At 69.0% G+C, this 24,777-nt stretch carries 24 protein-coding genes and 1 pseudogene; 17 read left to right on the forward strand and 8 right to left on the reverse strand.

Annotated elements, in window-relative coordinates; genetic code table 11:
* The first annotated feature begins 20 nt into the window (after positions 1–20).
* From ACFWV8_RS00355 to ccsB, 3 genes are read left to right on the forward strand one after another with little or no spacing between them, the layout of a single operon-like run.
* Positions 21–758: a cytochrome c biogenesis CcdA family protein gene (locus ACFWV8_RS00355; RefSeq protein WP_329383357.1), complete on the forward strand. Its 738-nt coding sequence runs from the start codon at positions 21–23 to the stop codon at positions 756–758.
* A gap of 4 nt (positions 759–762) precedes the next feature.
* Complete coding sequence (locus tag ACFWV8_RS00360) at positions 763–2,628, forward strand: cytochrome c biogenesis protein ResB (protein ID WP_384196651.1); 1,866 nt, start codon at positions 763–765, stop codon at positions 2,626–2,628.
* The gene (gene ccsB, locus ACFWV8_RS00365; RefSeq protein WP_384196653.1) at positions 2,625–3,716 is read left to right on the forward strand and encodes a c-type cytochrome biogenesis protein CcsB; all 1,092 of its coding nucleotides are present in this window, start codon (positions 2,625–2,627) and stop codon (positions 3,714–3,716) included. Before ACFWV8_RS00360 ends, ccsB begins: the two co-directional genes overlap by 4 nt.
* A 62-nt stretch (positions 3,717–3,778) precedes the next feature.
* On the opposite strand, the gene ACFWV8_RS00370 is transcribed toward ccsB, so the two are convergent.
* Positions 3,779–5,008: an RNA-guided endonuclease InsQ/TnpB family protein gene (locus ACFWV8_RS00370; RefSeq protein ID WP_384196655.1), complete on the reverse strand. Its 1,230-nt coding sequence runs from the start codon at positions 5,006–5,008 to the stop codon at positions 3,779–3,781.
* 144 nt (positions 5,009–5,152) lie between these two features.
* Positions 5,153–5,608, reverse strand: coding sequence for a PLD nuclease N-terminal domain-containing protein (locus ACFWV8_RS00375; protein ID WP_384196657.1), 456 nt, complete (start codon positions 5,606–5,608; stop codon positions 5,153–5,155).
* Between the two features lie 87 nt (positions 5,609–5,695).
* Between ACFWV8_RS00375 and ACFWV8_RS00380 the strand changes: the two genes are divergently transcribed.
* Positions 5,696–7,153, forward strand: a complete 1,458-nt coding sequence (locus ACFWV8_RS00380) for a menaquinone biosynthesis decarboxylase (protein ID WP_384196658.1) — start codon at positions 5,696–5,698, stop codon at positions 7,151–7,153.
* A gap of 50 nt (positions 7,154–7,203) precedes the next feature.
* Complete coding sequence (gene mqnP / locus ACFWV8_RS00385; RefSeq protein ID WP_384196897.1) at positions 7,204–8,112, forward strand: menaquinone biosynthesis prenyltransferase MqnP; 909 nt, start codon at positions 7,204–7,206, stop codon at positions 8,110–8,112.
* 30 nt (positions 8,113–8,142) lie between these two features.
* Here mqnP and ACFWV8_RS00390 read toward each other — a convergent pair whose 3' ends face one another.
* Positions 8,143–8,748 (reverse strand): rhomboid family intramembrane serine protease, encoded by a 606-nt coding sequence (locus ACFWV8_RS00390; protein WP_384196660.1) that lies wholly within the window; start codon positions 8,746–8,748, stop codon positions 8,143–8,145.
* Between the two features lie 144 nt (positions 8,749–8,892).
* Here ACFWV8_RS00390 and ACFWV8_RS00395 point away from each other — a divergent pair, with 144 nt between their 5' ends.
* From ACFWV8_RS00395 to ACFWV8_RS00425, 7 genes are all read left to right on the forward strand, one after another.
* On the forward strand, positions 8,893–9,600 hold the full coding sequence (locus ACFWV8_RS00395; RefSeq protein ID WP_384196899.1) for a UbiX family flavin prenyltransferase: 708 nt from the start codon (positions 8,893–8,895) through the stop codon (positions 9,598–9,600).
* 78 nt (positions 9,601–9,678) lie between these two features.
* Positions 9,679–10,134 (forward strand): Lrp/AsnC family transcriptional regulator, encoded by a 456-nt coding sequence (locus ACFWV8_RS00400; protein ID WP_329383343.1) that lies wholly within the window; start codon positions 9,679–9,681, stop codon positions 10,132–10,134.
* An 85-nt stretch (positions 10,135–10,219) separates the two neighbouring features.
* Complete coding sequence (mqnE, locus tag ACFWV8_RS00405; RefSeq protein ID WP_384196901.1) at positions 10,220–11,383, forward strand: aminofutalosine synthase MqnE; 1,164 nt, start codon at positions 10,220–10,222, stop codon at positions 11,381–11,383.
* 120 nt (positions 11,384–11,503) lie between these two features.
* A complete protein-coding gene (locus tag ACFWV8_RS00410; RefSeq protein WP_384196662.1) occupies positions 11,504–12,037 on the forward strand; it encodes a GNAT family N-acetyltransferase in 534 nt (177 codons plus the stop codon).
* Positions 12,038–12,094: 57 nt separating this feature from the next.
* Entirely contained in the window at positions 12,095–12,391 is a 297-nt protein-coding gene (locus tag ACFWV8_RS00415; protein WP_384196664.1) for a DUF4229 domain-containing protein, read from the forward strand.
* A 416-nt stretch (positions 12,392–12,807) separates the two neighbouring features.
* Positions 12,808–14,184 (forward strand): dicarboxylate/amino acid:cation symporter, encoded by a 1,377-nt coding sequence (locus ACFWV8_RS00420; RefSeq protein ID WP_384196666.1) that lies wholly within the window; start codon positions 12,808–12,810, stop codon positions 14,182–14,184.
* Between the two features lie 139 nt (positions 14,185–14,323).
* Positions 14,324–14,728 (forward strand): DUF6416 domain-containing protein, encoded by a 405-nt coding sequence (locus ACFWV8_RS00425; RefSeq protein WP_384196668.1) that lies wholly within the window; start codon positions 14,324–14,326, stop codon positions 14,726–14,728.
* A 112-nt stretch (positions 14,729–14,840) separates the two neighbouring features.
* Here ACFWV8_RS00425 and ACFWV8_RS00430 read toward each other — a convergent pair whose 3' ends face one another.
* Positions 14,841–15,104, reverse strand: coding sequence for a hypothetical protein (locus tag ACFWV8_RS00430; protein WP_384196670.1), 264 nt, complete (start codon positions 15,102–15,104; stop codon positions 14,841–14,843).
* A gap of 427 nt (positions 15,105–15,531) precedes the next feature.
* Here ACFWV8_RS00430 and ACFWV8_RS00435 point away from each other — a divergent pair, with 427 nt between their 5' ends.
* Positions 15,532–15,702 (forward strand): hypothetical protein, encoded by a 171-nt coding sequence (locus tag ACFWV8_RS00435; protein WP_384196672.1) that lies wholly within the window; start codon positions 15,532–15,534, stop codon positions 15,700–15,702.
* On the opposite strand, the gene ACFWV8_RS00440 is transcribed toward ACFWV8_RS00435, so the two are convergent.
* The 3 genes and pseudogenes from ACFWV8_RS00440 to ACFWV8_RS00450 form a co-directional block, all read right to left on the reverse strand.
* Positions 15,662–17,095 carry a recombinase family protein gene (locus ACFWV8_RS00440; protein WP_384196673.1) on the reverse strand — a complete coding sequence of 478 codons (1,434 nt, stop codon included), beginning with the start codon at positions 17,093–17,095 and terminating at the stop codon, positions 15,662–15,664. The two genes, ACFWV8_RS00435 and ACFWV8_RS00440, sit on opposite strands and share 41 nt — an antisense overlap.
* A 37-nt stretch (positions 17,096–17,132) precedes the next feature.
* Positions 17,133–17,884 (reverse strand): annotated as a pseudogene (locus tag ACFWV8_RS00445) (ABC transporter ATP-binding protein).
* Between the two features lie 262 nt (positions 17,885–18,146).
* Positions 18,147–18,395 carry a hypothetical protein gene (locus ACFWV8_RS00450; protein WP_384196675.1) on the reverse strand — a complete coding sequence of 83 codons (249 nt, stop codon included), beginning with the start codon at positions 18,393–18,395 and terminating at the stop codon, positions 18,147–18,149.
* A gap of 168 nt (positions 18,396–18,563) precedes the next feature.
* On the opposite strand from ACFWV8_RS00450, the gene ACFWV8_RS00455 reads away from it, so the two are divergent.
* Positions 18,564–19,211, forward strand: coding sequence for a TetR/AcrR family transcriptional regulator (locus ACFWV8_RS00455; protein ID WP_384196676.1), 648 nt, complete (start codon positions 18,564–18,566; stop codon positions 19,209–19,211).
* Between the two features lie 204 nt (positions 19,212–19,415).
* Complete coding sequence (locus tag ACFWV8_RS00460) at positions 19,416–21,365, forward strand: AMP-dependent synthetase/ligase (RefSeq protein WP_384196903.1); 1,950 nt, start codon at positions 19,416–19,418, stop codon at positions 21,363–21,365.
* Positions 21,366–21,474: 109 nt separating this feature from the next.
* Here ACFWV8_RS00460 and ACFWV8_RS00465 read toward each other — a convergent pair whose 3' ends face one another.
* Positions 21,475–21,678 carry a cold-shock protein gene (locus ACFWV8_RS00465; protein WP_017948713.1) on the reverse strand — a complete coding sequence of 68 codons (204 nt, stop codon included), beginning with the start codon at positions 21,676–21,678 and terminating at the stop codon, positions 21,475–21,477.
* A 330-nt stretch (positions 21,679–22,008) separates the two neighbouring features.
* Between ACFWV8_RS00465 and ACFWV8_RS00470 the strand changes: the two genes are divergently transcribed.
* Positions 22,009–22,902, forward strand: a complete 894-nt coding sequence (locus ACFWV8_RS00470; protein WP_384196678.1) for a menaquinone biosynthetic enzyme MqnA/MqnD family protein — start codon at positions 22,009–22,011, stop codon at positions 22,900–22,902.
* A gap of 55 nt (positions 22,903–22,957) precedes the next feature.
* Positions 22,958–24,691, forward strand: coding sequence for a serine/threonine-protein kinase (locus tag ACFWV8_RS00475; RefSeq protein ID WP_384196679.1), 1,734 nt, complete (start codon positions 22,958–22,960; stop codon positions 24,689–24,691).
* Positions 24,692–24,777: the final 86 nt, after the last annotated feature.

The following is a 24,777-nucleotide window of genomic DNA, read 5'->3' on the forward strand; positions in this document are numbered from 1 at the left end:
TTCTCGCCGCGGTTCCCGGCATGAATGAGACGGTCTTCAGCGGAGCACTTCTGCTCGCGCTGCCGATCGCGCTGCTGGGTGGTCTGGTCTCGTTCTTCTCGCCGTGCGTGCTGCCGCTCGTACCCGGTTACCTGTCGTACGTCACCGGCATCAGCGGCACCGATCTGGGCGACGCCCGGCGCGGGCGGATGGTCGCCGGCGCGGTCCTGTTCATCGTCGGCTTCACCGCGGTCTTCGTCTCCGGCGGCGCGCTCTTCGGCTACTTCGGCAGCACCCTCCAGGACAACCGGACGGTCATCTCGCGCATCCTCGGTGTGCTCATGATCGCGATGGGCGTGTTCTTCATGGGGCTGCTGCCCTGGCTCACGCAGCGCGAATTCCGGCTCCACAAGCGGCCGGTGTCCGGTCTGGTCGGTGCCCCGCTGCTGGGCGCGCTGTTCGGGGTCGGCTGGACGCCGTGTATCGGCCCGACGCTCACCTCCGTGAACATGCTGGCCTTCGACCAGGCGACCGCGGGACGAGGGGCCATACTGACCGTCGCGTACTGCGTCGGCCTCGGGGTGCCCTTCGTGGTCGCCGCCGTGGCGTTCCGCAAGGCGCTCGGTCTGTTCGGCTGGGTCAAGCGCCACTACGTGTGGGTGATGCGGACCGGCGGCGTGATGATGATCGCGACCGGGGTGCTGCTGGTGACCGGCGTGTGGGACAGCATCATGCAAGACATGCAGACGTGGACCAACGGCTTCACGGTGGGGATCTAGTTCCATGAGCAAGACAGAGACGACAGCCGCGGCCTCGGAGGAGTCGGAGGCCGGGACCACCCCCGAAGCGCCAGAAGCCTCTGAGGCGCAGGAGGCGCGCGAACTCGGCGCCGCCGGATCGCAGCTGTCCACCGCGCCCCGCGAGGAGTCCGCCGTCGGGGGCCCCAGCCTCGGCCCGATCGGCTGGATCCGCTGGTTCTGGCGTCAGCTCACCTCCATGCGCGTCGCGCTGATCCTGCTCTTCCTGCTGTCGCTCGCCGCGATCCCCGGCTCACTCATCCCGCAGAACAGCGTCGACGAGCTCAAGGTCCAGACGTTCCAGGAGAAGCACGAGACGGTCACACCGATCTACGACAAGCTCCAGCTGTTCGACGTCTACAGCTCGGTGTGGTTCTCGGCGATCTATCTGCTCCTGTTCATCTCGCTCATCGGCTGCATCGTCCCGCGCAGCTGGCAGTTCGTCGGACAGCTGCGCGGCCGTCCGCCGGCCGCCCCCAAGCGGCTCAACAGGCTTCCCGCGTACACGACCTGGCGTACGACCGCCGAGCCCGAGGATGCCCGCGAGGCCGCGCTCGCCCTGCTCAAGCGGCGGCGCTTCCGTGCGCACACCGCCGGGAACGCGGTCGCCGCCGAGAAGGGCTACCTCCGCGAGGCGGGCAATCTGCTCTTCCATGTCGCGCTGATCGTGATGCTGGTGGCCTTCGCCACCGGGCAGCTCTTCAAGTCCGAGGGCGGAAAGCTGATCCTGGAGGGCGACGGTTTCTCCAACACCCTCACGCAGTACGACGACTTCAAGTCCGGCTCCATGTACGACACCGACGACCTGGAGCCGTTCAGCTTCAGCCTCGACAAGTTCGTCGGCACCTTCGAGCGCAACGGACCGCAGGTCGGCACCGCCCGCGAGTTCGAGGCCCACGTCAGCTACACGACGGAGGCGGGCGCCAAGGAGCGCAAGGCGGTCATCGAGGTCAACGAGCCGCTGGAGGTCAAGGGTTCGAAGGTCTATCTGATCGGCCACGGCTACGCCCCCGTCCTCACCGTCCGCGACGGCAAGGGCAAGGTCGTCTTCAAGGGCGCGACCCCGCTCCTGCCGATCGACAACAACATCACGTCGACCGGCGCGATCAAGGTGATGGACGGGTACCGCGACAGCAAGGGCAAGAAGCAGCAGCTGGGCTTCAACGCCTTCTTCGTCCCGACGTTCGCGGGCAAGGGCAACGGGAACATGTTCTCCCAGTTCCCCGAACTGGACTTCCCCGTACTGGCGCTCACCGGTTACGTGGGCAGCCTCGGCGTCGACTCCGGACTGCCGCAGAACGTGTACCAGCTGGACACCAGCAAGATGAAGCAGTTCAAGGACGCCGACGGCAACAAGCTCGCGCAGCGGCTGCTGCCCGGCGAGACGATGAAACTGCCCGGCGGCGCGGGCTCGGTGACCTTCGAGAAGGACATCAAGGAGTGGGCGACCTTCCAGGTCTCGCAGCAGCCCGGCAACGGGCTCGCCCTCACGGGCGCGATCGGGGCGGTGCTCGGCCTCGTGGGCTCGCTGTTCATCCAGCGGCGCCGGATCTGGGTCCGTGCGGTACGGGGCGCGGACGGCGTCACCGTGATCGAGATGGCCGGGCTGGGGCGCAGCGAGTCGGCCAGGCTCCCCGAGGAACTCGGTGACCTGGCACTGACGCTCAACGCCGAGGCACCGACGGCGCCGGCCGGGTCGGCCAAGCCGGCCGAGTCCGCCGAGTCCCCTGAGCCGGCCGAACCGGCCGCACCCGCGCCCGAAGAGGCCCCAGAAGCGCAAGACAACACGGACGTTCCAGATAAAACCGTCGCCGCCACTACCGGAGAGCCTGTCGAAGGGGCTGAGAAGTGAACCTCGCCGCCACCACCAACGAGAGCCTGGCGCACACCGCCAATGTGCTGGTCTATTCGTCCATGGCCGTCTACACCCTGGCCTTCTTCGCCCATATCGTCGAGTGGGTCGCGGGCAGCCGCAGCAAGGTCGGCCGCACCGCCGCCGCGCTGACCGGCGCCGGCGCGAAGGCCGCCGCCACGGTCGAGGTGCGCACGGCGGAGAAGGAGAAGGGCGGCGGCACCGCCGTCCTGGAGCGGCCCAAGGTCATCACACGCTCGGCGGCCGGGCTCCGCGACGTACCCGACGGCCCCGGCGCCGCGGGCGATTCCCTCAAGGGCGACCTGTACGGACGTATCGCCGTCTCCATGACCGTCCTCGGCTTCCTGCTGGAGGCCGTCGGTGTCATCAGCCGAGCGATGGCGGTGCAGCGCGCGCCGTGGGGCAACATGTACGAGTTCTCCACCACCTTCTCGACGGTGGCGGTCGGCACGTACCTCGCCTTCCTCCTCGCGAAGAAGAACGTCCGCTGGATCGGACTGCCCCTGGTCACCACGGTCCTGCTCAATCTGGGCATCGCGACGACCGTCCTCTACACCGACAGCGACCAGCTGGTCCCGGCGCTCCACTCGTACTGGCTCTGGATCCACGTCTCCACCGCGATCTTCTGCGGCGCGGTCTTCTATCTCGGCGCCGTGGGCACGCTCTTCTACCTGCTGCGCGACGTGTACGAGTCCAAGATCGCCCGGGGCGCGACCGTGGGCCGCGCGTGGTCCTCCGTCATGGAGCGCCTGCCCGCCGCCGCCACGCTCGACAAGTTCTCGTACCGCGTGAACGCCGCCGTCTTCCCGCTCTGGACCTTCACGATCATCGCGGGCGCGATCTGGGCCGGCGACGCCTGGGGCCGCTACTGGGGCTGGGACCCCAAGGAGGTCTGGTCCTTCATCACCTGGGTCGCGTACGCCACTTACCTGCACGCGCGCGCCACGGCGGGCTGGAAGGGCCGCAAGGCGGCGACGCTGGCGCTGGTCGCCTTCGGCTGCTGGCTGTTCAACTACTACGGCGTCAACATCTTCGTCACCGGAAAGCACTCGTACGCGGGCGTTTGAATCCTCCCCTCCCTGGGGGGAGGGGTTTCCTCGCCGTCCAGGGTTGGTCGGGGATTTCTGGCTCACGCTGCCGGAGGGGGCTGCGCCCCGTCTGGTCTTCCGCGATCGGCACCAGCCGGGTTGAGACCAGCCCGGACCAGCATCACGTGTGCGGAGTTCTTGTCCCTGGGGGACACGGCTCCGCACACGGTGCAGGAATATGTTCGTTCTGAGAGTGGCAGTGCGTGCTTGGTTCTCGCTCCGCACCGTGCGCAGTCCATGGTGGTGTACGCGGGGTGTACCAGGTGCACGATCCGTTCGTGCTTGCGGCCCATCTCGACAAGGGCCGTCTTCGTCGCGCCGATCGCCGCGTCGGCGGCCTTCCTGGCCATGGTCGACCTGGCGAGGAACTTCGGTTTGAAGTCCTCCACCGCGATGGCGTCGTGGTCGCGGACCACGCCCTTGGCCCACTTGCGGCCTGTGTCCTGGCGTTGCCGGGCGACCTTCTTGTGCAGCTTCGCCGTCAGCTTCTTCGCCCGGCGGTATCCCCTCGATCCGGCCTGCCCGCGCGCCGGCTTCCGGCGGGTCATCATCCGTTGGTATCCGGACAGCTTTGCGGCGGCCTTCCAGCCATGCCCGGCGTGCGGGAGGTCGTGGGCGTCGCTGGTGGTGGTCGCCGTCTCCCTCACACCCCAGTCGATACCGATCACCGCACCCGTTGCGGGCAGCGGCTCAACGGCGGCGGGAACGACGAAACTCGCGTACCAGTGCCCGACGCTGTCCTGGTACACACGCACCGAGGATGGATCCGCCGGCAGTTCCCGCGACCACACCACCGTCAGGCTGATGCCGCCCGCCAGGTGCAGCTTCCCGTCCTTCAACCGAAAGCCGCGCTTGGTGTAGTTCAGGCTCGGGAGAGCTTCGCGCTTCTTCTTGTACCTCGGCATCCCGGCCCGCCGACGCACCGGCAGCCGTACCCCGATGTCCTTCCGCGCCTTGGTACGGGACTTGCCGAAGTCGCGGATCAACTGCTGTTGGGGAACCGAACTTCCCTCACGGAGCCAGGCGTTCTTGGTGCGGGCTTCAGTCAGCATCTTGTCGAGCTGGGCCGGACCGCATGTGCGCTTGTCGATGCCTTCGGGCCGGGTCTTGTTCCACAGGTGGGTTTGCCTGGACTTGGCGCAGGACTCGTTCCACACCCACCGGCACCGGTCCCATTCCGCCATGAGGACAGTGCGGGCGGTGGACGATACGCGGACACGGAAGGTCCACCGGGCGTGCCCGGCGTCTTCCGCTACCTGTGGTGTCGTCATGAACCAACTATGAGCAGCACCAATTCATCTCGCTCCCACGTTCCCCGACAAGTCACACGATCGAGGACACTCAAACGCACGTACGAGTCGATGGTCCCTCAACTCCCACACCCCGCTGTTCGTCGTCCGCCGTGGGAGCGGGAGTCAGCCCGCCGGCGGGGCGTCGTCGGCGCTGCCGCCCTTCTCGCGGCGCTCGATCTCCGCCTCGCGGCGCCGCAGATCGGCCTCACGCCGCTCCAGCTCGGCCACGGCGTCCGTGTCCGGCTCCGTCTCGTCCTTGGCGGCCCGGTCGCTCACGCCGTCCTTCCCGCCCGTCTTCCCGCCGGTCTTCTTGCCGTCCTCCTCAAGGGACTTGAGGAAGTCGGGGTTGTCGTCCGGCGCCACCCATCCGCCCCGCCGCCCCGCCGACCCCGCGCCGGTACCGGGCTTCCGGCCCACCAACAGCCACGCGATCGACCCGACCAGCGGGAAGAGCAGCACGAGGATGGCCCAGATGGGCTTGGGGATATGACGGATGTCCTTCTCGTCGGTGGTGATGCAGTCGATGAAGGCATAGATGCTGAGAGCCAGCGGCACCAGAATCATCAGCACCCGAAGCATGGGCGGTCCCCCTGTGCGTGGAGATCGAGTACGGAGCGGTGGCCCCGGTTACAGGACCAGGGTAGCGAGTAGCAGATACTGGAGCGCATGGCATACGACGATCTTCGCTCGCTTCTCCGGGCACTGGAGCGCGACGGCGACCTCAAGCGCGTCAAGGCCGAGGTCGATCCGTATCTGGAAGTCGGCGAGATCGTGGACCGGGTGAACAAGGCCGGCGGACCCGCGCTTCTCTTCGAGAACGTCAAGGGCTCCGACATGCCTCTGGCGATGAATGTGTACGGGACGGACCGCCGGCTTCTCAAGGCGCTCGGGCTCAAGGCGTACACCGACATCAGTGACAAGATCGGCGGGCTGCTCAAGCCCGAACTGCCGCAGGGATTCGTGGGTGTACGCGAGGCCTTCGGGAAGCTCGGCACGATGACGCACGTGCCGCCGAAGAAGGTGAAGCCCGGCAGCGCGGCCGTGCAGGAGGTCGTTCTCACCGGTGACGACGTGGATCTGGACCGGCTGCCCGCGCTCTTCACCTGGCCCGAGGACGGCGGCTCCTTCTTCAACCTCGGTCTGACACACACCAAGCACCCGGAGACCGGTGTCCGGAACCTCGGGCTCTACCGGCTCCAGCGGCACGACAAGCGCACCATCGGCATGCACTGGCAGATCCACAAGGACAGCGCCAACCACTACCAGGTCGCCGCCAGGCGCGGTGAACGGCTGCCCGTCGCCATCGCCTTCGGCTGTCCGCCCGCCGTGACGTATGCCTCCACCGCCCCGCTGCCCGGTGACATCGACGAGTACCTCTTCGCCGGCTTCGTACAGGGCAAGCGGATCGAGATGGTCGACTGCCGTACGGTGCCGCTCCAGGTGCCCGCCAACGCCGAGGTGGTCATCGAGGGCTGGCTGGAGCCCGGGGAGATGCTGCCCGAGGGGCCGTTCGGCGACCACACCGGCTTCTACACACCGCAGGAGCCGTTCCCCGCGCTGACCATCGACTGCGTGACGATGCGCGAGCGTCCGCTGCTCCAGTCGATCGTGGTCGGCCGGCCGCCGACGGAGGACGGGCCGCTGGGGCGTGCGACCGAGCGGTTCTTCCTGCCGCTGCTCAAGATCATCGTGCCCGACATCGTGGACTACCACCTGCCGGAGTCGGGCGGCTTCCACAACTGCGCGATCGTCTCGATCGACAAGAAGTACCCGAAACACGCGCAGAAGGTGATGCACGCCATCTGGGGCGCCCACATGATGTCGCTCACCAAACTGATCGTCGTCGTGGACGCCGACTGCGACGTGCACAATCTGCACGAGGTGTCCTGGCGGGCGCTGGGGAACACCGACTACTCGCGGGACCTGACGGTCGTGGAGGGTCCGGTCGACCACCTCGACCACTCCTCGTACCAGCAGTTCTGGGGTGGCAAGGCCGGTATCGACGCCACGCGCAAACTCCCCGAGGAGGGGTACACGCGCGACGGCGGCTGGCCGGAGATGGTCGAGTCCGACCCGGAGACCGCGGACCGGGTGACGAAGCGTTGGAGGGAGTACGGCCTGTGAGCAGCGCCGCCGAGGGAGCCGACGGACTGGTCGGACAGGGCAGGCCGGGACTGCCGGGCCGCTCGGGGCCGGGGCCCGCGCCGTCCGGCAGCAGAACGCGGGCGTTCCTGCGGCTGGTGATGATCGAGCACTCGGTCTTCGCGCTGCCGTTCGCGTACATCGCCGCGCTGACCGCCATGTTCCAGCTCGACAGGAACATCCACTGGGGCCGGCTGCTGCTCGTCACGATCGCCATGGTGGGCCTGCGGACCTTCGCGATGGCCTGCAACCGGATCATCGACCGCGAGATCGACGCCCGTAACCCCCGTACCGCGAACCGGGAGTTGGTGACCGGCGCGATGTCGGTGCGCTCCGCGTGGACGGGCGCGCTCGTCGCCCTCGCGGTGTTCCTGGCCGCCGCCGCCCTGCTCAATCCGCTCTGTCTGGTGCTCTCTCCCGTCGCGGTCGTGCCGATGGTCGTCTATCCGTACGGGAAGCGGTTCACGAACTTCCCGCACGCCATCCTCGGTCTCGCCCAGGCGATGGGCCCGGTCGGCGCGTGGATCGCGGTCACCGGCGAGTGGTCGTGGGACGCGGTCGTCCTCGGTCTCGCCGTGGGCATCTGGATCGGCGGCTTCGACCTGATCTTCGGCAGCCAGGACGTCGAGGCTGACCGCGCCCACGGCGTGAAGTCCGTCCCGGCACGCTTCGGCATCCCGGCCGCGCTGTACGGCGCGCGCGCCGCGCACGCCGTGACGACGGCGCTGCTGGTCTGGTACGCCGTGGTCACCGACGCCGGTCTCTTCTTCTGGATCGGCCTGCTGATCGTCGCCGCCGCGTTCCTCTACGAGCACCAGGTCGTGAAGCCGAACGATCTGTCCCGGCTCAACCGGGCCTTCTTCACCGTCAACGGCTTCATCGGGATGGCGCTCTTCATCTGCGCGCTGCTCGACCTGCTTGTACGCGGATTGTCCGTCTGACCGGCCCGACGGATACCCGGGCGCCGGCGGTCAGGGTATGAGCGCGCCCGCCGGGGCCTGGCGCTTGGGGCGGCGGAACATGAACGCCGCCATCACGCCGCCTATCAGCCCGAAGAGATGTCCCTGCCAGCTCACCGTCGGATTCGTGGGCAGCACACCCCACAGCGCCGAGCCGTACATCACCAGGACCAGCAGGCCCACCACGATGTCCACCGCGCGGCGATTGACGAAGCCGCGGACCAGCAGATAGCCGAGCAGCCCGAAGACCACGCCGGACGCCCCCGCCGTGACGGAGTTGTCCGCGGCCGTCAGCCAGACACCCAGCCCGCCGACCACCATGATCGTGAGAACCACCCGCAGGAAGTGGCCTATCCCGCTGAGCGCCGCGAGGAAGCCGAGCACGAGCAGCGGCACCGCGTTCGCCGCGAGATGGTCGAAGCCGTGGTGCAGGAACGCCATCGGGATGACATCCCGCAGCTCGCCCAGATCCCGCGGGCTCAGCCCGTACGTCTGGAGCGACCCGGTCGATGAGTCCACCGCCTCCAGCACCCACAGCAGCCCCAGCCAGCCCAGCATCAGAACGGCCGCCGCCTTGATGCGGCGCACCGCGCTCCTGTCGATGGATGAATCCGGCATCTCGCCCCCCAAGGGTCGTCCTGCTCCCACACCTGGAACGCGCGAGGTACCGTCCCCGGTTCCTGCTTCCGGACGCCGGATAGGGTCGGACGCGTGAAACCCGGATCGGACCACGAGGACCAGCGGCACGCCGAGCCGCGCACGGTGGGGCCCCGGCGGCCCTGGGTCGTCGGAGTCTCCGGCGCGTCGGGGACCCCGTACGCGGCGGCCGTGCTGCGCGGGCTGCTCGACGCCGGCGAGAGCGTCGATCTGATCGTCAGCCGCGCGTCCCGCCTCACGCTCCTCGACGAGACGGGGATCTCCTTCCGGGACGCGCACTGGCGGGAGGACCTGCGCACCTGGCTGGCCAGGGGTGCCGACGGCAAGCCGGACACCTTCTCCCCCGACGTGTCGGACGTACGGCACTGGGCCGCCGGTGATCTGGCCGCCGGGCCGTCATCGGGGTCGTACCGGACCAAGGGGATGCTGATCGTCCCCGCCTCCACCGCCTGTGTGGCCGGTGTCGCGCTCGGCCTGTCGAAGGACCTGCTGCAACGCACGGCGAGCGTCACGCTCAAGGAGCGACGCGCGCTGGTGGTCGCCGTCCGCGAGACCCCGCTCGGCGGCGGGACCCTCAGACATCTGGTGACCCTGGACGACGCGGGCGCCGTGGTGCTGCCCGCGTCCCCGGGTTTCTACGCGGGCGCGACGCACATCCAGGATCTGGTGGACTTCGTCGCCGGGCGGGTGCTGGACGCGGCGGGGGTGCCGCACCGGCTGTACCGCCGCTGGGAGGGGGAGCTCGGCGGCTCCCGTACGGGTCCGGAGCCGGATCCCGGAGTGCCCCGGACGACCGGGCCGGAGTCGGCGTAGAACCGCCGTACCACCGCACTGCCTCAGATTGCATATATCAACTTGCGACGTTGCTGAACAATGGAAGGCTTCAGGCATATGGACGCCGTGGATAGGCAGCTCATCCAGGCCCTCAGAGAGAACGGCAGAGCCTCGTACGCCGAGCTCGGCCGGCTCGTCGGGCTCTCCGGGCCCAGCGTCACCGACCGCATCAACCGGCTGGAGGCGGCGGGCGTCATCATCGGCTACCGCGCCACCGTCGACTCGGCCTCGCTGGGTCTCGGTGTCACCGCGCTGATCGGCATCTCGCTCTCGGACGCCGCCGACCACGAGGACGTCGCGCACCGGCTGCGCGGTCTGGGCGAGATCGAGGACTGCTGGTTCATCGCGGGCGAGGACTCGTACATGCTCAAGGTCCGCGCCGGTGACGTCGACGGTCTGGAGAAGACGATCCGCCGCCTCGGCAGTACGAAGGGCGTCTCGCGGACCCGTACGACCATCGTGCTCTCCACCAAGTGGGAGAACCGGGTCGGCGAACTTCCCGACGAAACGTAGGCGTACGGTTGGTGGCGCCTGATAACTGGGCGTTCGGCGGACATATGACACACACAGTGGGAGGCGCCGCATGACTGCATCTGTCATGGATGTGGGGCTCAAGCGCGAGCTGGAGGAGAAGGTCAGGGCCGGCGAGCGGCTGACCCGTGAGGACGGCATCGCCCTCTACGAGTCGGACGACCTGGCCTGGCTGGGCGGTCTCGCGCACGAGGTGCGGACGCGCAAGAACGGCGATGTCGTCCACTTCAACGTCAACCGTCACCTCAACATGACGAACGTCTGCACCGCGTCGTGCGCCTACTGCTCGTTCCAGCGCAAGCCGGGCGAGAAGGACGCGTACACGATGCGGATCGAGGAGGCCGTCCGGCTCGCCACGGCGATGCGCGGCGAGAGCCTCACCGAGCTGCACATCGTCAACGGGCTCCACCCGACGCTCCCTTGGCGCTACTACCCGCGCTCGCTGAAGGCTCTCAAGGAGGCGCTTCCGGAGGTGTCGCTGAAGGCGTTCACGGCCACCGAGATCCATCATTTCGAGACGATCTCAGGGCTGACGGCCAGTGAGATCCTCGACGAGCTGATCGACGCCGGCCTCGAATCGCTGACCGGCGGCGGCGCCGAGATCTTCGACTGGGAGGTCAGGCAGCACATCGTCGACCACCGCACGCACTGGGAGGACTGGTCGCGTATCCACCGCCTCGCGCACGAGAAGGGTCTCAAGACCCCGTGCACGATGCTGTACGGCCACATCGAGGAGCCCAGGCACCGGGTCGACCACGTCCTGCGGCTGCGTGAACTCCAGGACGAGACCGGCGGGTTCCAGGTCTTCATCCCGCTGCGCTACCAGCACGACTTCGTGGACATGCAGGACGGCAAGGTCCGTAACCGCCTCCAGGCGCGTACGACGATGGCCACCGGCGCCGAGGCGCTGAAGACCTTCGCCGTCTCCCGGCTGCTGTTCGACAACGTCCCGCACGTCAAGGTCTTCTGGGTGATGCACGGCGTGCAGACCGCCCAACTCGCCCTCCAGCACGGGGCGGACGACATGGACGGCTCGGTCGTCGAGTACAAGATCACGCACGACGCGGACAACTACGGCACGCCGAACAAGCTCGGCCGTGAGGATCTGCTCGACCTGATCCGCGACGCCGGCTTCCGGCCGGTCGAGCGGAACACCCGCTACGAGATCATCCGGGAGTACCCGGGCCCGGACGCGGCCAGGCGCGAGTCGCCGCAGCCGATGCGGCTCTGACGTACGCCGCGGCATACCCCCGCACACGTCCCTCGAAGCAGCCCCAGCTCGCGGAGCTGGGGCTTCTCGGGTTCTGGAACGGGTTTGAGCGCGGGGGAGGGTAATGGCTACCGTGAGGGAATGCCGCTTACGTTCATCCTGGACCCGCCCGTCGACCGCGCCCTGCGCGACGGCATCGTCACGCTCTGGGCGGACGTCTCCGACGCCGGCGGCGCCGTCGGCTTCGTACCGCCGGTGAATCCGGACGACGTACGGGCGGAGCTGGTCAGGCACTTCGTGTCGATGGCCGAGGGCCGCACCCGGCTGCTCGTGGGGGTGGACGAGGAGGGTGCCGTGGCCGCCACGGTCTTCCTCACCCACAACACCCACCGGCTGATGCGGCACTGGCTCTGGCTCTACACGGTGATGGTCCACCCGCGGCACCAGGGCAAGGGGTACGGCCGCGACCTCATGGACGCGGCGGCGGAGGCCGCACGCGGTATCGACGGCATCGAGGCGATACGGCTCACCTGCCGAGGCGGCACGGGCGTGGACCGCTTCTACGAGTCGTGCGGCTACAAGGAGGTGGGCCGGGTGCCGGACGCGATACGGGTGGCGCCCGGCGACGACCGCGACGACATCACGATGCTGCTGCCGCTGCACCCCCTCGGATAGGGCACGGGACGGCGTGCTTCACTGGTGGGTACGTCGCCACGAGGAGAGAGGGCCGCTGTGACCGCCGCCAGAACGAGCGCCACGCTCCGCTACACCGCGATGCGCCTGGGCATCTTCGTCGGCTGCTTCGTCGTCGTCGCCACCCTGGTCCAGGTCGGCGCCCTGCCCAAGGGCCTCGGGGACTCCAACTTCGTCTGGGTGCTGCTGCTCGCGCTCGTCGTCTCCGCGCCGCTCAGCTTCGTCCTGCTGCGCAGGCAGCGCGACGAGATGTCGGCCCAGCTCGTCGGCAAGGTCGACTCGGCGAAGGCCAAGCTGGAGTCCAACCGCGCGCAGGAGGACGGCGCGACGCAGTAGGCCGCAGGCCCGCCCCGGTCGCCCGCCTGCCGGTCGCCCTACCCTGGTCGGTCGCCGCGCCCCCCGATCCACGACGCCCCAGCCGCCTCCAGGCTGGGGCTTCGGCATGTCCGGGATCTTCGCGTACCGATACCTCAAAGCCGCCCTTTGAGTATCCATAAGATCCGGTGTTAATGTATCTGCCATGAAGACAGCAGTGCGCCATCACGCCGTGAGCCTCCCGCTCGTGGCGCGCCTGCATGTCGATCTCTGCCGCTGCATGTCCGCGGTCTGTTGCCGCTCGCACTGATCGCTCGTCCGATCCGAATCGGCATCATGCGGCGGCGCCACCTCTGAAGCACGGGCGCCGCACCCCCCCCAGTTCCACCCCTTCCCTCTCGTCCCCGTATCTCCGTATGCCCAACTGGAGTGTGTCCGTGTCCGCGAATTCCGAGCCCGCCACCACCGGCAAGGCCGACCAGGCCGACAAGCCGGCCGGTTCAGGCCCAGGTCTCTCCATACCCAAGGTCCCGTTCTGGGCCCAGATCGTCGCCGGTCTCGTCATCGGCGTCCTGCTCGGTTGGCTCGCCCGCAGCCAGGACATCAACTGGCTCTACACCACGCTCGACAAGATCGGCGGCATCTTCGTCCAGCTGCTGAAGCTGGCCGTCGCCCCGCTGGTCTTCTTCGCCATCCTGGTGTCGATCACCAACCTCCGTAAGGTCAACAACGCCGCCAGGCTCGCCGGGCGCACCCTGCTCTGGTTCCTGATCACCTCACTGATCGCCGTCGTCATCGGCATCGTGATCGGTCTGATCACCAACCCGGGCTCCGGCACCGGCCTCACCCCGAAGGACGGCGCGAAGCCCGAGGGTTCGGGCTCCTGGATCGACTTCCTCACCGGCATCGTGCCGACGGACGTCATCACCCCGTTCACCGAGCTGAACGTCCTCCAGATCGTCTTCCTGGCCGCCGTCGCGGGCGTTGCCGCACTCAAGCTCGGTGACCGCGCCGCGCCGATCCTCAGCCTCAGCGAGGCCGTGCTCGAACTGCTCCAGAAGGCCCTGTGGTGGGTCATCCGCCTCGCCCCGATCGGCACCGTCGGCCTCATCGGCTACGCCATCGCGGACTACGGCTGGGACCTGATCGGCGACTACGCGACCTTCACCGCCGACGTCTACATCGGCTGCGCCATCGTCCTCTTCGGCGTCTACCCGCTGCTCCTCGCGACGGTCGCCAAGGTCAGCCCGCTCCAGTTCTTCAAGGGCGCCTGGCCCGCGATCCAGCTGGCCTTCGTCTCCCGCTCCTCGGTGGGCACCATGCCCGTCACCCAGCGGGTGACCGAACGGCTCGGCGTGCCGAAGGAGTACACCAGCTTCGCCGTCCCGTTCGGCGCCACCACCAAGATGGACGGCTGCGCCGCGATCTACCCGTCGCTGGCGGCGATCTTCATCGCGGAGATCTTCGACGTCCAACTCGGCATCCAGGACTACCTGCTGATCGCCTTCGTCTCGGTGGTCGGCTCGGCGGCCACGGCGGGTCTCACCGGCGCCACGGTCATGCTGACCCTGACCCTCTCCACGCTGGGTCTGCCGCTGGAGGGCGTGGGCCTGCTGCTCGCGATCGACCCGATCCTGGACATGATGCGTACGGCGACGAACGTCGCAGGTCAAGTTGTAGCGCCGTTGATTGTGGCTGCTCGGGAGAACATCCTGGACCGCGACAAGTACAACTCGGTGCACGCTTCGCCGATTGACGAGGAGTCCGAGAACTCTGCGGTGGAGCAGAAGGGTGCTGTCCCTGCCGCCGCGTAAGCGCCACGCTTAGAGACGCCGCCCGCGTCCCCGCTCTGCCGGGGGTGCGGGCGGCTGCGTTCGTCCAGGGACAAGCGGGCGTGTGCCGACAGGCTGCCGGTCAGAATGGAGCGCTCAAGGACGTTGTACGAGAACGGATGTGACTGTGTATCTGACTGAGACTGATCCGCGCTGGGCCGGGCACTCTGGCGGAGAGGGGCATTACGGTCTGGAATGGGGGCCCGAGGACCTTGAGCGCGCCGCGGTGTTCGTTGCTGAACTGGCGCCACAAGCCCTGCAGTTGTTCGAGTACCTGCTGCGTAACCCCGGCCGGGAGATCCACTGCACAGAGCTCGCGGCCAAGGCCCTTGCCGGGTCGGACGACCTCGATCCGGCGCGCCGCATCGCAGGCGTACTGTCCGGGATGAGCAGGGCACACGGCAACAGCGGGCGGCGCTATCCCTTCTCCTGGTGGGAGGCCCCTGAGGCGGGCGGGGGTGCGACGTACGCGGTTCGCCCCTCGGTGGCGGCGGTGTTCCTGGCCGCTCGGCTCGGAGGACGGTGACAGCGACCAAGACCGACTTACCCGCTCCTCCGCCGACGTTTTTCGGGGTTGTCAGGCAGTCAGCCCGGTCCCGAGTTGGGCGCCAATGCGCAATTCGGGACCGGCAGGTCGCCTACGCGTCGTCGGTATCTGAAGAGGGGAGGATGTTCGCCAGATCCTCCGGCAGTTCGAGCTTGTAGCGGGTAGCGATGACACCCAGCTGAATGCCGAAAACCGCGCGAAGCTCACCAAGCGCCGCACCGAATCTGGCGCTTGCGTAAAGCCCGTTTACATGTTCCGAGTGGTCGTTGGGCCCTACGGCGTTCAGGAATCGTCGGCAAGCAGCTCGCATCGCCTTCAGATTCTCTGCGAGGTCGTCTCCGGTGTCAGGCTCCATCAAGATCTGAGTCAACCCTCGTGGTGCTACCTAGGATGCCGAAGGTGAAGGCTCTCGAGATCATGCGACGAATCAAAGGCTTCAGCACACCGCTCGGGGGTGTCGACTTCGACCTACCGCCTCCTCAACGGGCCGTCGCTGGGAGGGTCCTCGTCTACTTGGAGGACCGAAGAGTCCTCACGATGCCGCGTGCCGCGGACGCAGTCAGGGAGCCAGGCCACTGCATCGCATCGGTACTACAGATCCGGGATTGGGCTCGAAACAGGTGCCATGGGCTGAAGACGTACGTGCACGGTTTCCAACTCTGCATCGGGAGCTGAACGACACGTGCGCTCGTGAGCGAGAGCGATCACTGATGCCCGAAGACCAAGCGGCAGAACCGCGAGCTCGCCCGCGACGAGTTGCGTGAGCTTGGCGGTGCAGGTTGATGGAACGGGAGCCTGCACCGCTGCCCGACTGGATTGCTGTTGTACTTGACCGCCGGGTGCTGCCGGGCGACTACGGGCCCCGCACCTTGGCGGTCGGGGAGAGCTACATCGCCGACCGGCTGGAGTTGGTCACTTCTCCGGTCCGGCCGGAGCTGCGCCGGCCGGTGTGATTTTGATCGAGTCGATCTCAGGTGGTTTCCTGCGTCCTCGCCCGATGCTGTAGACCGCGACTTCGTTGATGACGCTTGCCACGACCGCCCGTCGGCGCTCCAGATTCTCCTCGGTCTCGTCACGCCACACAGCCAAGGCGTCCGTCTCAGTTTGTGCCCCCGCGACGGCGGCGGCTTCCCGGCTCCGGTGCTGCTGGAGTTGGCCGCGAAGGTGCGTCAGAGAGTCGAAGTAGTCGTCATCTGCCATCTTCCCGTCCTTCCAGCGAAGCCGGAGCAGCCGGATGCGTTCTTCGAAAGTCCTGATCTCGTCCGTCAGATCCTCGTCCAGCGCCGGGGGCGGTGTCGGCCGGCATTCGAGTAGAGCCGCCTCCACCACCTTGTTCAGCCGTTCTTCGATCCACTCGTACTTCCGGCTGACCTTTCCGCACCCGAGTGCGCCGTTGACGCCTCCCTGGCCGGAGTGACAGAACGTCCGGCGGAAGGTGCGGCCCTGGATGGTCGCCCACTGGACCCGCATGGTCGAGTGACAGTGACCGCACTTGAGGAATCCCGAGTAGACGTGCTTGCGCTTGCCGGAGCCCTGAGCCGCTGGTGTTGCACGCCTGTCAAGAGCGGCTTGGACGTTCTGCCACTCCTCCCGCTTGAGCGGGCTCGGGTAGATGCTGTCCCCGATGTCCTGTCCCTTGTACGTGATGATGCCGCCAGTGCGTTGGGACCGATACACCCGCTTGACCGACTGGATCGTCCAGGCACGCCCTTCGGGCGTTGTTGCCTTCCGTTCGGTCCACAATCGCTTCACGTCACCGGGGGTCTTCTGCCGCAGGAGCATCTGGTAGCCGAGTTGGATGAGTTCGGTCTCCTGGTCGTCCAGTTCCTGGAAGCGGGAATCGGCCTTGAATCCGAACTGACGCTTCCCGCCAGCGTGTGGCTTGCCTTGTTCCCGCCGCTGGAGGAGTGCCCCGTTGATGCGCTCGGCCATGCGTTCCGTCTCCTGCTGGGCCACGGCTCCCTTGATTGTCAAGATCATGCGCCCCGACGCCGTGGACGTGTCCTCGCCCTCGGTGGTGGCGAACTGGAAGCCGTGTTCCTTCTGCTCTTCCAAGAAGTTCGTGAGTTCCGCGATGCGGCGCGTGAGGCGGTCGATCGAGTACACGACGATCGCGTCGATCAATCCAGCCTTCGCGTCCCGCGTCATCTTGGCGTATTGAGGTCGCCTCTTCCGGCTCGTCGTCGACGCCGACGTGTCGTTCTCCGGGTAGACCTTGTGCACGGACCAGCCGCGCTGTTCGCACAACTCGCGGCATGCCTGCTCCTGCCGCTTGATGCCCAGCTCCTGGCCTTTGCGGTCCCTGCTGATCCGGACGTAGATTCCAACGCGTTTTGGCTTCGCCATGTCCCACCCCTGCCGTTCTCGGGCAACTCCTCCGTGTTCAACGTGCAGCCCAAGATGCAGTAACGAAGTCGTCGGCCAGGCGCTGGTCCCGGCCGCCGCGTAGTCCGGTGGGCCGGCGACGGCTTCTACATCCTGGCGGCGCCCCCGGTCTCTCGGCCGGGGACGCCGTCTTCTCGTGGTCGTTCGTGTGCCGGCGCGGCGCAGTCAGTTCGGTCAGGCGGGCGGCGACCGACTCCGGTGTGGGGGAGGCGAGTTCGGAGGCGGGGGCGCCGTCGGCGAGGAAGACGGGTCCGCGTACGCGGCGGCGTTCGGGTCGTGGGTGACCATCACCACGGTCGCCAGGCCGCTGTCCTCGGGGCTGTCCACCAACTTCCGCAGGCTGCGGAGCAGTTCGCGCCCCGTACTGAGGTCGAGTGCCCCGGTGGGCTCGTCGGCGAAGAGCACGGCCGGGCGGGTGGGAGGCGCGGTCGGCCAGTCCGACCTGGGCGAGGGCCTCGCGTACGGCCTCACGGTCCGGCGCGCGGCCGGCCAGCCTCAGCGGCATGGCGACGTTCTGCGCGGCGGTGAGGGACGGCAGCAGGTTGAACTCCGGCGCAGCTCGGTGAGCCGGGTCTCGGACAGTTCCGTGATGTCGGTCCCGTCGATGAACGCTCGCCCAGAGGTGGGCCGGTCGAGCCCGGCGGCGCACTGGAGCAGCGTCGACTTGCCGGATCAGGACGGTCCCATGACGGCGGTGAAGCTCCCGCGTTCCGCATGGTTACCCCGGAGAGTTGTGTATGGCGTCCACATCCTGCGGTCCACGGCTGCCGTGTGCAGGGGAAGGAAGTGGTGATGGCTGCTCGGTCCGGAACCGAGTCTGGTACGCCGAAACAGGAGACCTACCGGCACGGCGATCTGCGCAACGCGCTCATCGGGCCGGGGTCGAACTGGCCCGCGAGGGAGGCCCGGATGCGGTGGTGCTGCGCGAGGCCATGCGCCGCGCGGGGGCGGTGGTTCCCAACGCGGCGTACCGCCACTTCGCCGACCGCCGCGCCCTGCTCGCGGCGGTGCGTCAGGCGGCCTTGGCGTTGGCGGCGGCGTGCGGGATGCCGGCAGGGACGACGAGCGGGCTGCCCGTGCCCGGTTGCGCGCGCTCGTTCTCGGTTACGTGGGCTTCGCCCAGGCCCAACCCGGCCTGTTCCGGGCCGCGTTCATGACCAGCGACCTGGCGGACACCGGTGGCGATGCCGCGGCCGGGCCCGGCGCGCTGCCCGCCGAACGGCGGCCCGGCGCCGAGTACGTCGTCTGGTCCGCCGTGCACGGCCTGTCCGTGCTGCTGATCGACGGTCCCCCTGGCGGAAGAGGCCGGGGAACGTCTGCTCGACTCGATCGAGCGCGGGCTCTGACCGTAGGCTTACGCCGGTTCGGGGGGCACGTGGGGTGAGGGGAAGACCAGGTGGGTTCCGCAGGCGCGGGCAGAAGCAGACGGATGCCGCGCGAGGTGCGCGAGCGGCAGATGATGGACGCCGCCGTGGCGACATTCGGGCAGCGGGGGTACCGGGCGGCGTCGATGGATGAGATCGCCGAACTGGCCGGAGTCTCCAAGCCGTTGGTGTATCTGTATCTGAACTCCAAGGAGGAGCTGTTCACGGCGTGCATCCGCCGCGAGGCCGACGCGCTCCTCGCGGCCGTACGCGACGGTGTCGTCGAGCCGGGGCTCGCGCCCGACCAGCGGCTGTGGGCCGGGCTCACCGCGTTCTTCGCGCACACCGCGGAGCACCCCGACGCCTGGTCGGTGCTGCACCGGCAGGCCCGTACGCACGGGGAGAAGTTCGCCGCCGAAGTGGCCGGAATGCGCGAGGACTTGGTCTCCTTCGTCACGGGTCTGCTCCGGGAGGCGGCCCATACGACGCCCGCGTCGCCCGATCTGGCGGACCTCGGCGACCGGGACGTCGTCGGCGTTGCCCAGGCGCTGGTCGGGGCCGCCGAGGCGATGGCCGGGTGGGCGAACGAGACGCCGGACGTCACGGCCAAGGAGGCGGCGTCGACGCTGATGAACTTCGCCTGGACGGGGCTGGGAGGGCTGCTGGACGGCGAACGCTGGCCTGCGGGCAACTCGCCGGCAACTCGCCAGTGACACGGCGGTAGTTGGCCCCCGGTGGTGGGCGCGGAGCCCGGCGGCGCGTCGCTGTCTTGATTTCGCGACCGGGGGCGGCTTTACTCGCCGGACCGGAGCCCCACGCTCCGTGCAGAGATGAGGGAACAGCGCGTGTCCGCAGACGTGCCCGCCGATGACGCGGGGTCACCGGCGCGGTCCGTGCCGTCGGGGGAGCCCTGGCAGTTGCCGGCCCCTCCCTCCGAGCCCACTCCCGCGCCCGCCTCACCGTCGCCCGCTCCCGGTTCCGCACCCGCCTCACCGTCGCCCGCGCCGGCGCACCCCGAGCCCGAGAAGCTCTGGGTGGACGGAGTCGTACGGCAGGTCTCCGTACCGCCCCTCGTGCCGCCCGTCCCCGACGGCTCGCTCGCCGACATCCCCTTCGACAACGCCCGGTACGCCCCGGACGACGCCGTCCTCAGCCGTAAGGACGCGGACGGCCGCTGGCGGGACGTCACCGCCGCGGTCTTCGCCGACGAGGTCCGCGCCGTCGCCAAGGGGCTGATCGCCGAGGGGCTGCGGCCCGGCGACCGGCTCGCGATCATGGCCCGTACGACCTACGAGTGGACGCTCGTCGACTTCGCGGCCTGGGCGGCCGGTCTCGTCACCGTCCCCGTCTACCCGACCTCATCCGCCTTCCAGGCGCGGTGGATCCTCCAGGACTCGGGCGCCGTCGCCTGCGTGGCCGAGAGCGAGGAGCAGGCCCGGCTGATCGCCTCCGAGCAACTGCCGGACCTGGCAAGCCTGTGGACCCTCGACGCAGGCGCCGTCGACACGCTGCGCGCGGCGGGCGCCGACGTACCCGACGCGGAACTCGACGAGCGCCGCGCCGCGCTCTCGCCCGAGTCGGTCGCGACTCTCGTCTACACCTCCGGCACCACGGGCGGCCCGAAGGGCTGCGTCCTGACTCACGCCAACTTCTTCGCGGAGGTGGACAACTGCATCGAACTGCTCCACCCCGTCTTCAAGTCGGTGAGCAAGGAGCCCGCGTCCACGCTGCTCTTCCTGCCGCTCTCCCATGTCTTCGGGCGCATGGTCTCGGTCGGCTGTCTGCGCGCGCGGGTGCGGCTCGGGCACGCGCCGTCACTGCGCACCGACGACCTCATCGCCGATCTCGCGGGCTTCCGGCCCACGTTCCTGCTGGCGATCCCGTACGTCCTGGAGAAGGTCTTCAACACTGGCCGCGCCACCGCCGAGAAGCTGGGCCGCGCCGCGTCCTTCGACCGCGCCGCGAGGATCGCGCGGCGGTACGGGACGGCCGTCGAGGCCGCCGCGGACGGTACGGGCCCCGGCCCGGCGCTGCCCCTGCGGGCCGCCCGCGCGCTCTACGACCCGCTGGTCTACCGGCGGATACGGGCCGCGCTCGGCGGCAAGGTGGTGCAGGCGATCTGCGGCGGCTCCCCGCTGGGGCGCCCGCTCGCCGCCTTCTACGCGGGCGCGGGGATCACGATCTTCGAGGGGTACGGCCTGACGGAGACCACGGCCGCCGCCACGGTCACGCCTCCGCTCAAACCCCGCCTGGGCACCGTCGGCTGGCCGCTGCCCGGCACCTCCGTACGGATCGCCGACGACGGCGAGGTGCTGCTGCGCGGCGGCCAAGTGTTCACCGGCTACTGGGACATGGAGCACCGCGAGCCCGTACCGGCCCTGGACGACGGCTGGTTCGCCACCGGCGACCTGGGCGCGCTCGACGACGAGGGCTATCTCACCATCACCGGCCGCAAGAAGGACATCATCGTCACCTCGGCCGGCAAGAGCGTCGCCCCGGCCCCGCTGGAGGACTGGCTGCGTGCCCATCCGCTGATCGGCCAGGCCGTGGTGCTCGGCGACAACCGCCCGTTCGTCACGGCGCTGCTCACCCTTGAGGCGGACGGGCTCGCGCACTGGTGCCAGATGAAGAAGAAGGAGCGCCTGTCGCGGGCCGAACTGGTCGTGGACGAGGAGCTGCTCGCCGTGCTGCAACGGGCGGTCGACGAGGCCAACCGGCTGGTGTCCAGGGCCGAGTCGATCCGCCGCTTCCGGGTGCTGCCCGTCTCCTTCACCGAACAGAGTGGGCAGTTGACGCCGTCGCTGAAGGTGCGGCGGGCGGCGGTCGTGGAGGAGTTCGCGACCGAGATCGACGAGCTGTACGCGTAACGCCGCACGGACAAAGGGCAGGAGCCCTGCTCCCCGCACTGGGCGTGCGGGGACAGGGCTCCTTGATACTGCTTGTTTATTTCCGTGCGCGATCTTCCGACCCGGGCAACTAGGCCGGGGTTACGTTCTCCGCCTGCGGGCCCTTCGGGCCCTGGGTGACGTCGAAGTTCACGACCTGATTCTCCTCAAGGGAGCGGAATCCGGTCGCGTTGATCGCGGAGTAGTGGACGAAGACATCCGGGCCGCCGCCGTCCTGGGCGATGAAGCCGAAGCCCTTTTCAGCGTTGAACCACTTGACGGTTCCGGTAGCCATAAGCCCTCCTTGGGCCAAAGGGTTGCCCTGCTCCAGAACCTGCAAACAAGTCTGAAAACTACAAAAGCCTGCGGGTCACATGCTCCGCAGGCTCTGTACTGCAAGGGAAACCAAACTGCAACTTGCGTCGAGCCTAGCACGCACCTCATGGCCAGCGGTAGGGGAAAGATCACCGAAAGATCAGCTCACCCGGACGTCTGAAGAGAGCCCCGGCGCGCTGACGTGGCGGGGCTTCTGACGTGCGAAGGAGGCCCGTGCGGACCCCCGTGCGGACCCCCGTCCGGCACCCCCCGAGCGGCCCCGGCATCATCGCGGGTCTAGCCTCGCGGTGTGGACAGCTCCCTTGAAAGCACAGCAGGCGGCGAGGCGGGCGGAAGCGATCACCCCCGCGTCCGGCCGCGCGTCGGTCACATCCAGTTCCTGAACTGCCTCCCCCTTTACTGGGGCCTCGGCAGAACAGGTGCTCTCTTCGATCTTGAGCTGACGAAGGACACCCCGGAGAAGCTCAGCGAGCGCCTTGTACGCGGAGATCTCGATATCGGTCCCGTCACCGTGGTCGAATTCCTCCGCAATGCCGAGGACCTCGTCGCATTCCCCGATCTCGCGGTCGGCTGCGACGGTCCCGTCATGTCCTGCTTGATCGTCTCGCAGGTGCCGCTCGAAGAACTCGACGGGGCGCGCGTCGCCCTCGGCTCGACCTCGCGCACCGCCGTACGGCTCGCCCAGCTCCTGCTCGCCGAGAAGTACGAGGTCACCCCCGACTACTACACGTGTCCGCCCGATCTCGGGCTGATGATGCAGGAGGCGGACGCGGCCGTACTGATCGGCGACGCGGCTCTGCGCGCCTCGCTGCACGACGCGCCGCGCCTCGGGCTCCAGGTTCATGACCTCGGGCAGATGTGGAAGGACTGGACGGGGCTCCCGTTCGTCTTCGCGGTGTGGGCGGCGCGCAAGGAGTACCTGGCGCGCGAGCCGGAGACCGTACACCTGGTGCATCAGGCGTTCCTCGCCTCCCGTGACGTGTCGCTGGAGGAGGTCACCAAGGTCGCGGAGCAGGCGGCGCGTTGGGAGACCTTCGACGCGGAGCTGCTGGAGCGCTACTTCACGACGCTCGACTTCCGCTTCGGGCCCGACCAGCTCGCGGGCGTACGGGAGTTCGCGCGCCGCACCGGACCCACGACCGGCTATCCCGCCGACCCGCACGTCGAGTTGCTCCCGTCCTGAGAAGGTGGTCCTGAGAAGGTGGGCGGGACACACACCGAACGGGGGAGGGGACGGGATGCAGCCGCTCGACGCGGACGCGCCTCGCACCATCGGCGCGTACCGGCTGCTGGGCAGGCTCGGCGCCGGTGGTATGGGCCGGGTCTATCTGGCCAGGTCGGAGGGCGGCCGGACGGTCGCCGTGAAGGTCATCCATCCGCATTTCGCGCTGGACGAGGAGTTCCGGGCCCGGTTCCGCCGCGAGGTGGCGGCGGCCCGCCGGGTCGGCGGCGCCTGGACGGCGCCGGTGCTCGACGCCGACCCGGAGGCGGCCACGCCCTGGGTCGCCACCGGCTATGTCGCGGGCCCCTCCCTGACCCAGGCGGTGGCCGCCCACGGCCCGCTGCCCGCGGTGACGGTACGGGCGCTGGGAGCCGGGCTCGCCGAGGCGCTGGGCGCGGTCCACGAACTGGGCCTCGTCCACCGCGACGTCAAACCGTCGAACGTCCTGCTGGCCCTCGACGGGCCCCGGCTCATCGACTTCGGCATCGCGCGTGCCACCGACGGCACCGCCTCGCTCACCTCCACGGGCGTCTCCGTCGGCTCGCCCGGCTACATGGCGCCCGAGCAGATACTCGGCAAGGGCGTCACGGGCGCGGCCGACGTCTTCTCGCTGGGCGCGGTGCTCGCGTACGCCGCCGCCGGGGTGAGCCCCTTCCCCGGTGACTCCTCCGCCGCGCTGCTCTACAAGGTGGTCCACGAGGAGCCCGAACTCAGCGCCCTGGACGGTGACTTGAGAAACCTGGTCGCGCACTGCCTGGCCAAGGACCCGGCCGCGCGGCCCGCCCCGGCGGAGGTCGCCGCGCGGCTGACGCCCGCCCCCGGCGGGGCGGTCGCGCTGGTGGACGCCGGCTGGCTGCCGGACCCCCTGGTGCGCGAGGTCAGCCGGGCGGCCGTACAGCTCCTGGACCTGGAGGCTGCGCAGCCCGTACGGAGCGCTCCCGGGCAGCCGGTGCACTGGCCCACGCCCCCGGGCCCCGACACGCCCCCGCCGACGGCCGGACACCCGCCCACGGCGGGTCATCCGCCGACCGCGGCCCACCAGGCGCCGCCGCTCGGTGAGTTCGGCGCTCCCACCTACGACGCGCAGGCCCGCCCCGCTGGCCTGCCCGGACCCCGTACGGCAGGCGGCAGCCCCCAGGACACGCAGGACACCCACGACCCCCGGATGTCCCTCTCGGTCACCGCAGGACGGGCCGGGCCGCGTCGCCGCAGGGTGAGCTGCACCGTCGCCCTCGCCGTGGCGGGCGCGCTGGCCGCCGTCGCGCTGGCCGGGACGATGCTCGTCGACCAGTTCTCGGACTCCGACGCGAAGGACTCGGCGGGAGCCGGCCCGAAGCCGGGCACGTCGGCCCCGAACGACGCCGCCACCGGCGCGGTCGCGGATGTGCCCGAGGAGTTCGTCGGCACGTGGAAGGGGCCGACGACCGAGGAGAACGGGCTGCCGCACGGCGACTACACCGTCGAGATCACCGCGGGCGCCAAGGGCGACAAGGTCCTGCGCTCCACCAGCTTTCTCTCGCTCCTCGGTGTGGAGGCCAAGTGCTACGGCGTGGGCACGCTCGTGTCCGCCACCGCCAAGGAGATCCGGATCTCGGAGTCGACCGATCCCGACCGGGCCGGCGAGGCGGGGCTGTGCACGACCACGGAGGCCGCCGCGCTGACGTTCACGCTCACCGACGAGGGAGATCTGCGCTTCGTCTCGAAGGAGGAGGCCGCGGGCAACCCGACCGGCACCCTGAAGAAGAGGTAGGGCCGTGCCGGGCGTCGCGCGCCGGGCGGGATCTGTCGGACACGGCCCTCAGGCCCTGGCGTACGCTGGATCGGTCCGTAGATCCA

Origin of the sequence: Streptomyces sp. NPDC058665 (assembly GCF_042714995.1) — a bacterium.
Taxonomy (GTDB): domain Bacteria; phylum Actinomycetota; class Actinomycetes; order Streptomycetales; family Streptomycetaceae; genus Streptomyces.

What these genes read in the sequence shown, in the direction of transcription:
- ACFWV8_RS00355 (WP_329383357.1), top strand. Translation starts at nt 21, where the DNA reads ATGAATGAGACGGTCTTCAGCGGAGCACTTCTGCTCGCGCTGCCGATC.
- mqnE (WP_384196901.1), top strand. Translation starts at nt 10,220, where the DNA reads ATGGATGTGGGGCTCAAGCGCGAGCTGGAGGAGAAGGTCAGGGCCGGC.
- ACFWV8_RS00400 (WP_329383343.1), top strand. Translation starts at nt 9,679, where the DNA reads ATGGACGCCGTGGATAGGCAGCTCATCCAGGCCCTCAGAGAGAACGGC.
- ACFWV8_RS00455 (WP_384196676.1), top strand. Translation starts at nt 18,564, where the DNA reads ATGCCGCGCGAGGTGCGCGAGCGGCAGATGATGGACGCCGCCGTGGCG.
- ACFWV8_RS00430 (WP_384196670.1), bottom strand. Translation starts at nt 15,104, where the DNA reads ATGGAGCCTGACACCGGAGACGACCTCGCAGAGAATCTGAAGGCGATG.
- ACFWV8_RS00360 (WP_384196651.1), top strand. Translation starts at nt 763, where the DNA reads ATGAGCAAGACAGAGACGACAGCCGCGGCCTCGGAGGAGTCGGAGGCC.
- ACFWV8_RS00375 (WP_384196657.1), bottom strand. Translation starts at nt 5,608, where the DNA reads ATGCTTCGGGTGCTGATGATTCTGGTGCCGCTGGCTCTCAGCATCTAT.
- ACFWV8_RS00370 (WP_384196655.1), bottom strand. Translation starts at nt 5,008, where the DNA reads ATGACGACACCACAGGTAGCGGAAGACGCCGGGCACGCCCGGTGGACC.
- ACFWV8_RS00435 (WP_384196672.1), top strand. Translation starts at nt 15,532, where the DNA reads ATGGAACGGGAGCCTGCACCGCTGCCCGACTGGATTGCTGTTGTACTT.
- ACFWV8_RS00465 (WP_017948713.1), bottom strand. Translation starts at nt 21,678, where the DNA reads ATGGCTACCGGAACCGTCAAGTGGTTCAACGCTGAAAAGGGCTTCGGC.
- ACFWV8_RS00380 (WP_384196658.1), top strand. Translation starts at nt 5,696, where the DNA reads ATGGCATACGACGATCTTCGCTCGCTTCTCCGGGCACTGGAGCGCGAC.
- ACFWV8_RS00475 (WP_384196679.1), top strand. Translation starts at nt 22,958, where the DNA reads ATGCAGCCGCTCGACGCGGACGCGCCTCGCACCATCGGCGCGTACCGG.
- ACFWV8_RS00410 (WP_384196662.1), top strand. Translation starts at nt 11,504, where the DNA reads ATGCCGCTTACGTTCATCCTGGACCCGCCCGTCGACCGCGCCCTGCGC.
- ACFWV8_RS00440 (WP_384196673.1), bottom strand. Translation starts at nt 17,095, where the DNA reads ATGGCGAAGCCAAAACGCGTTGGAATCTACGTCCGGATCAGCAGGGAC.
- ACFWV8_RS00390 (WP_384196660.1), bottom strand. Translation starts at nt 8,748, where the DNA reads ATGCCGGATTCATCCATCGACAGGAGCGCGGTGCGCCGCATCAAGGCG.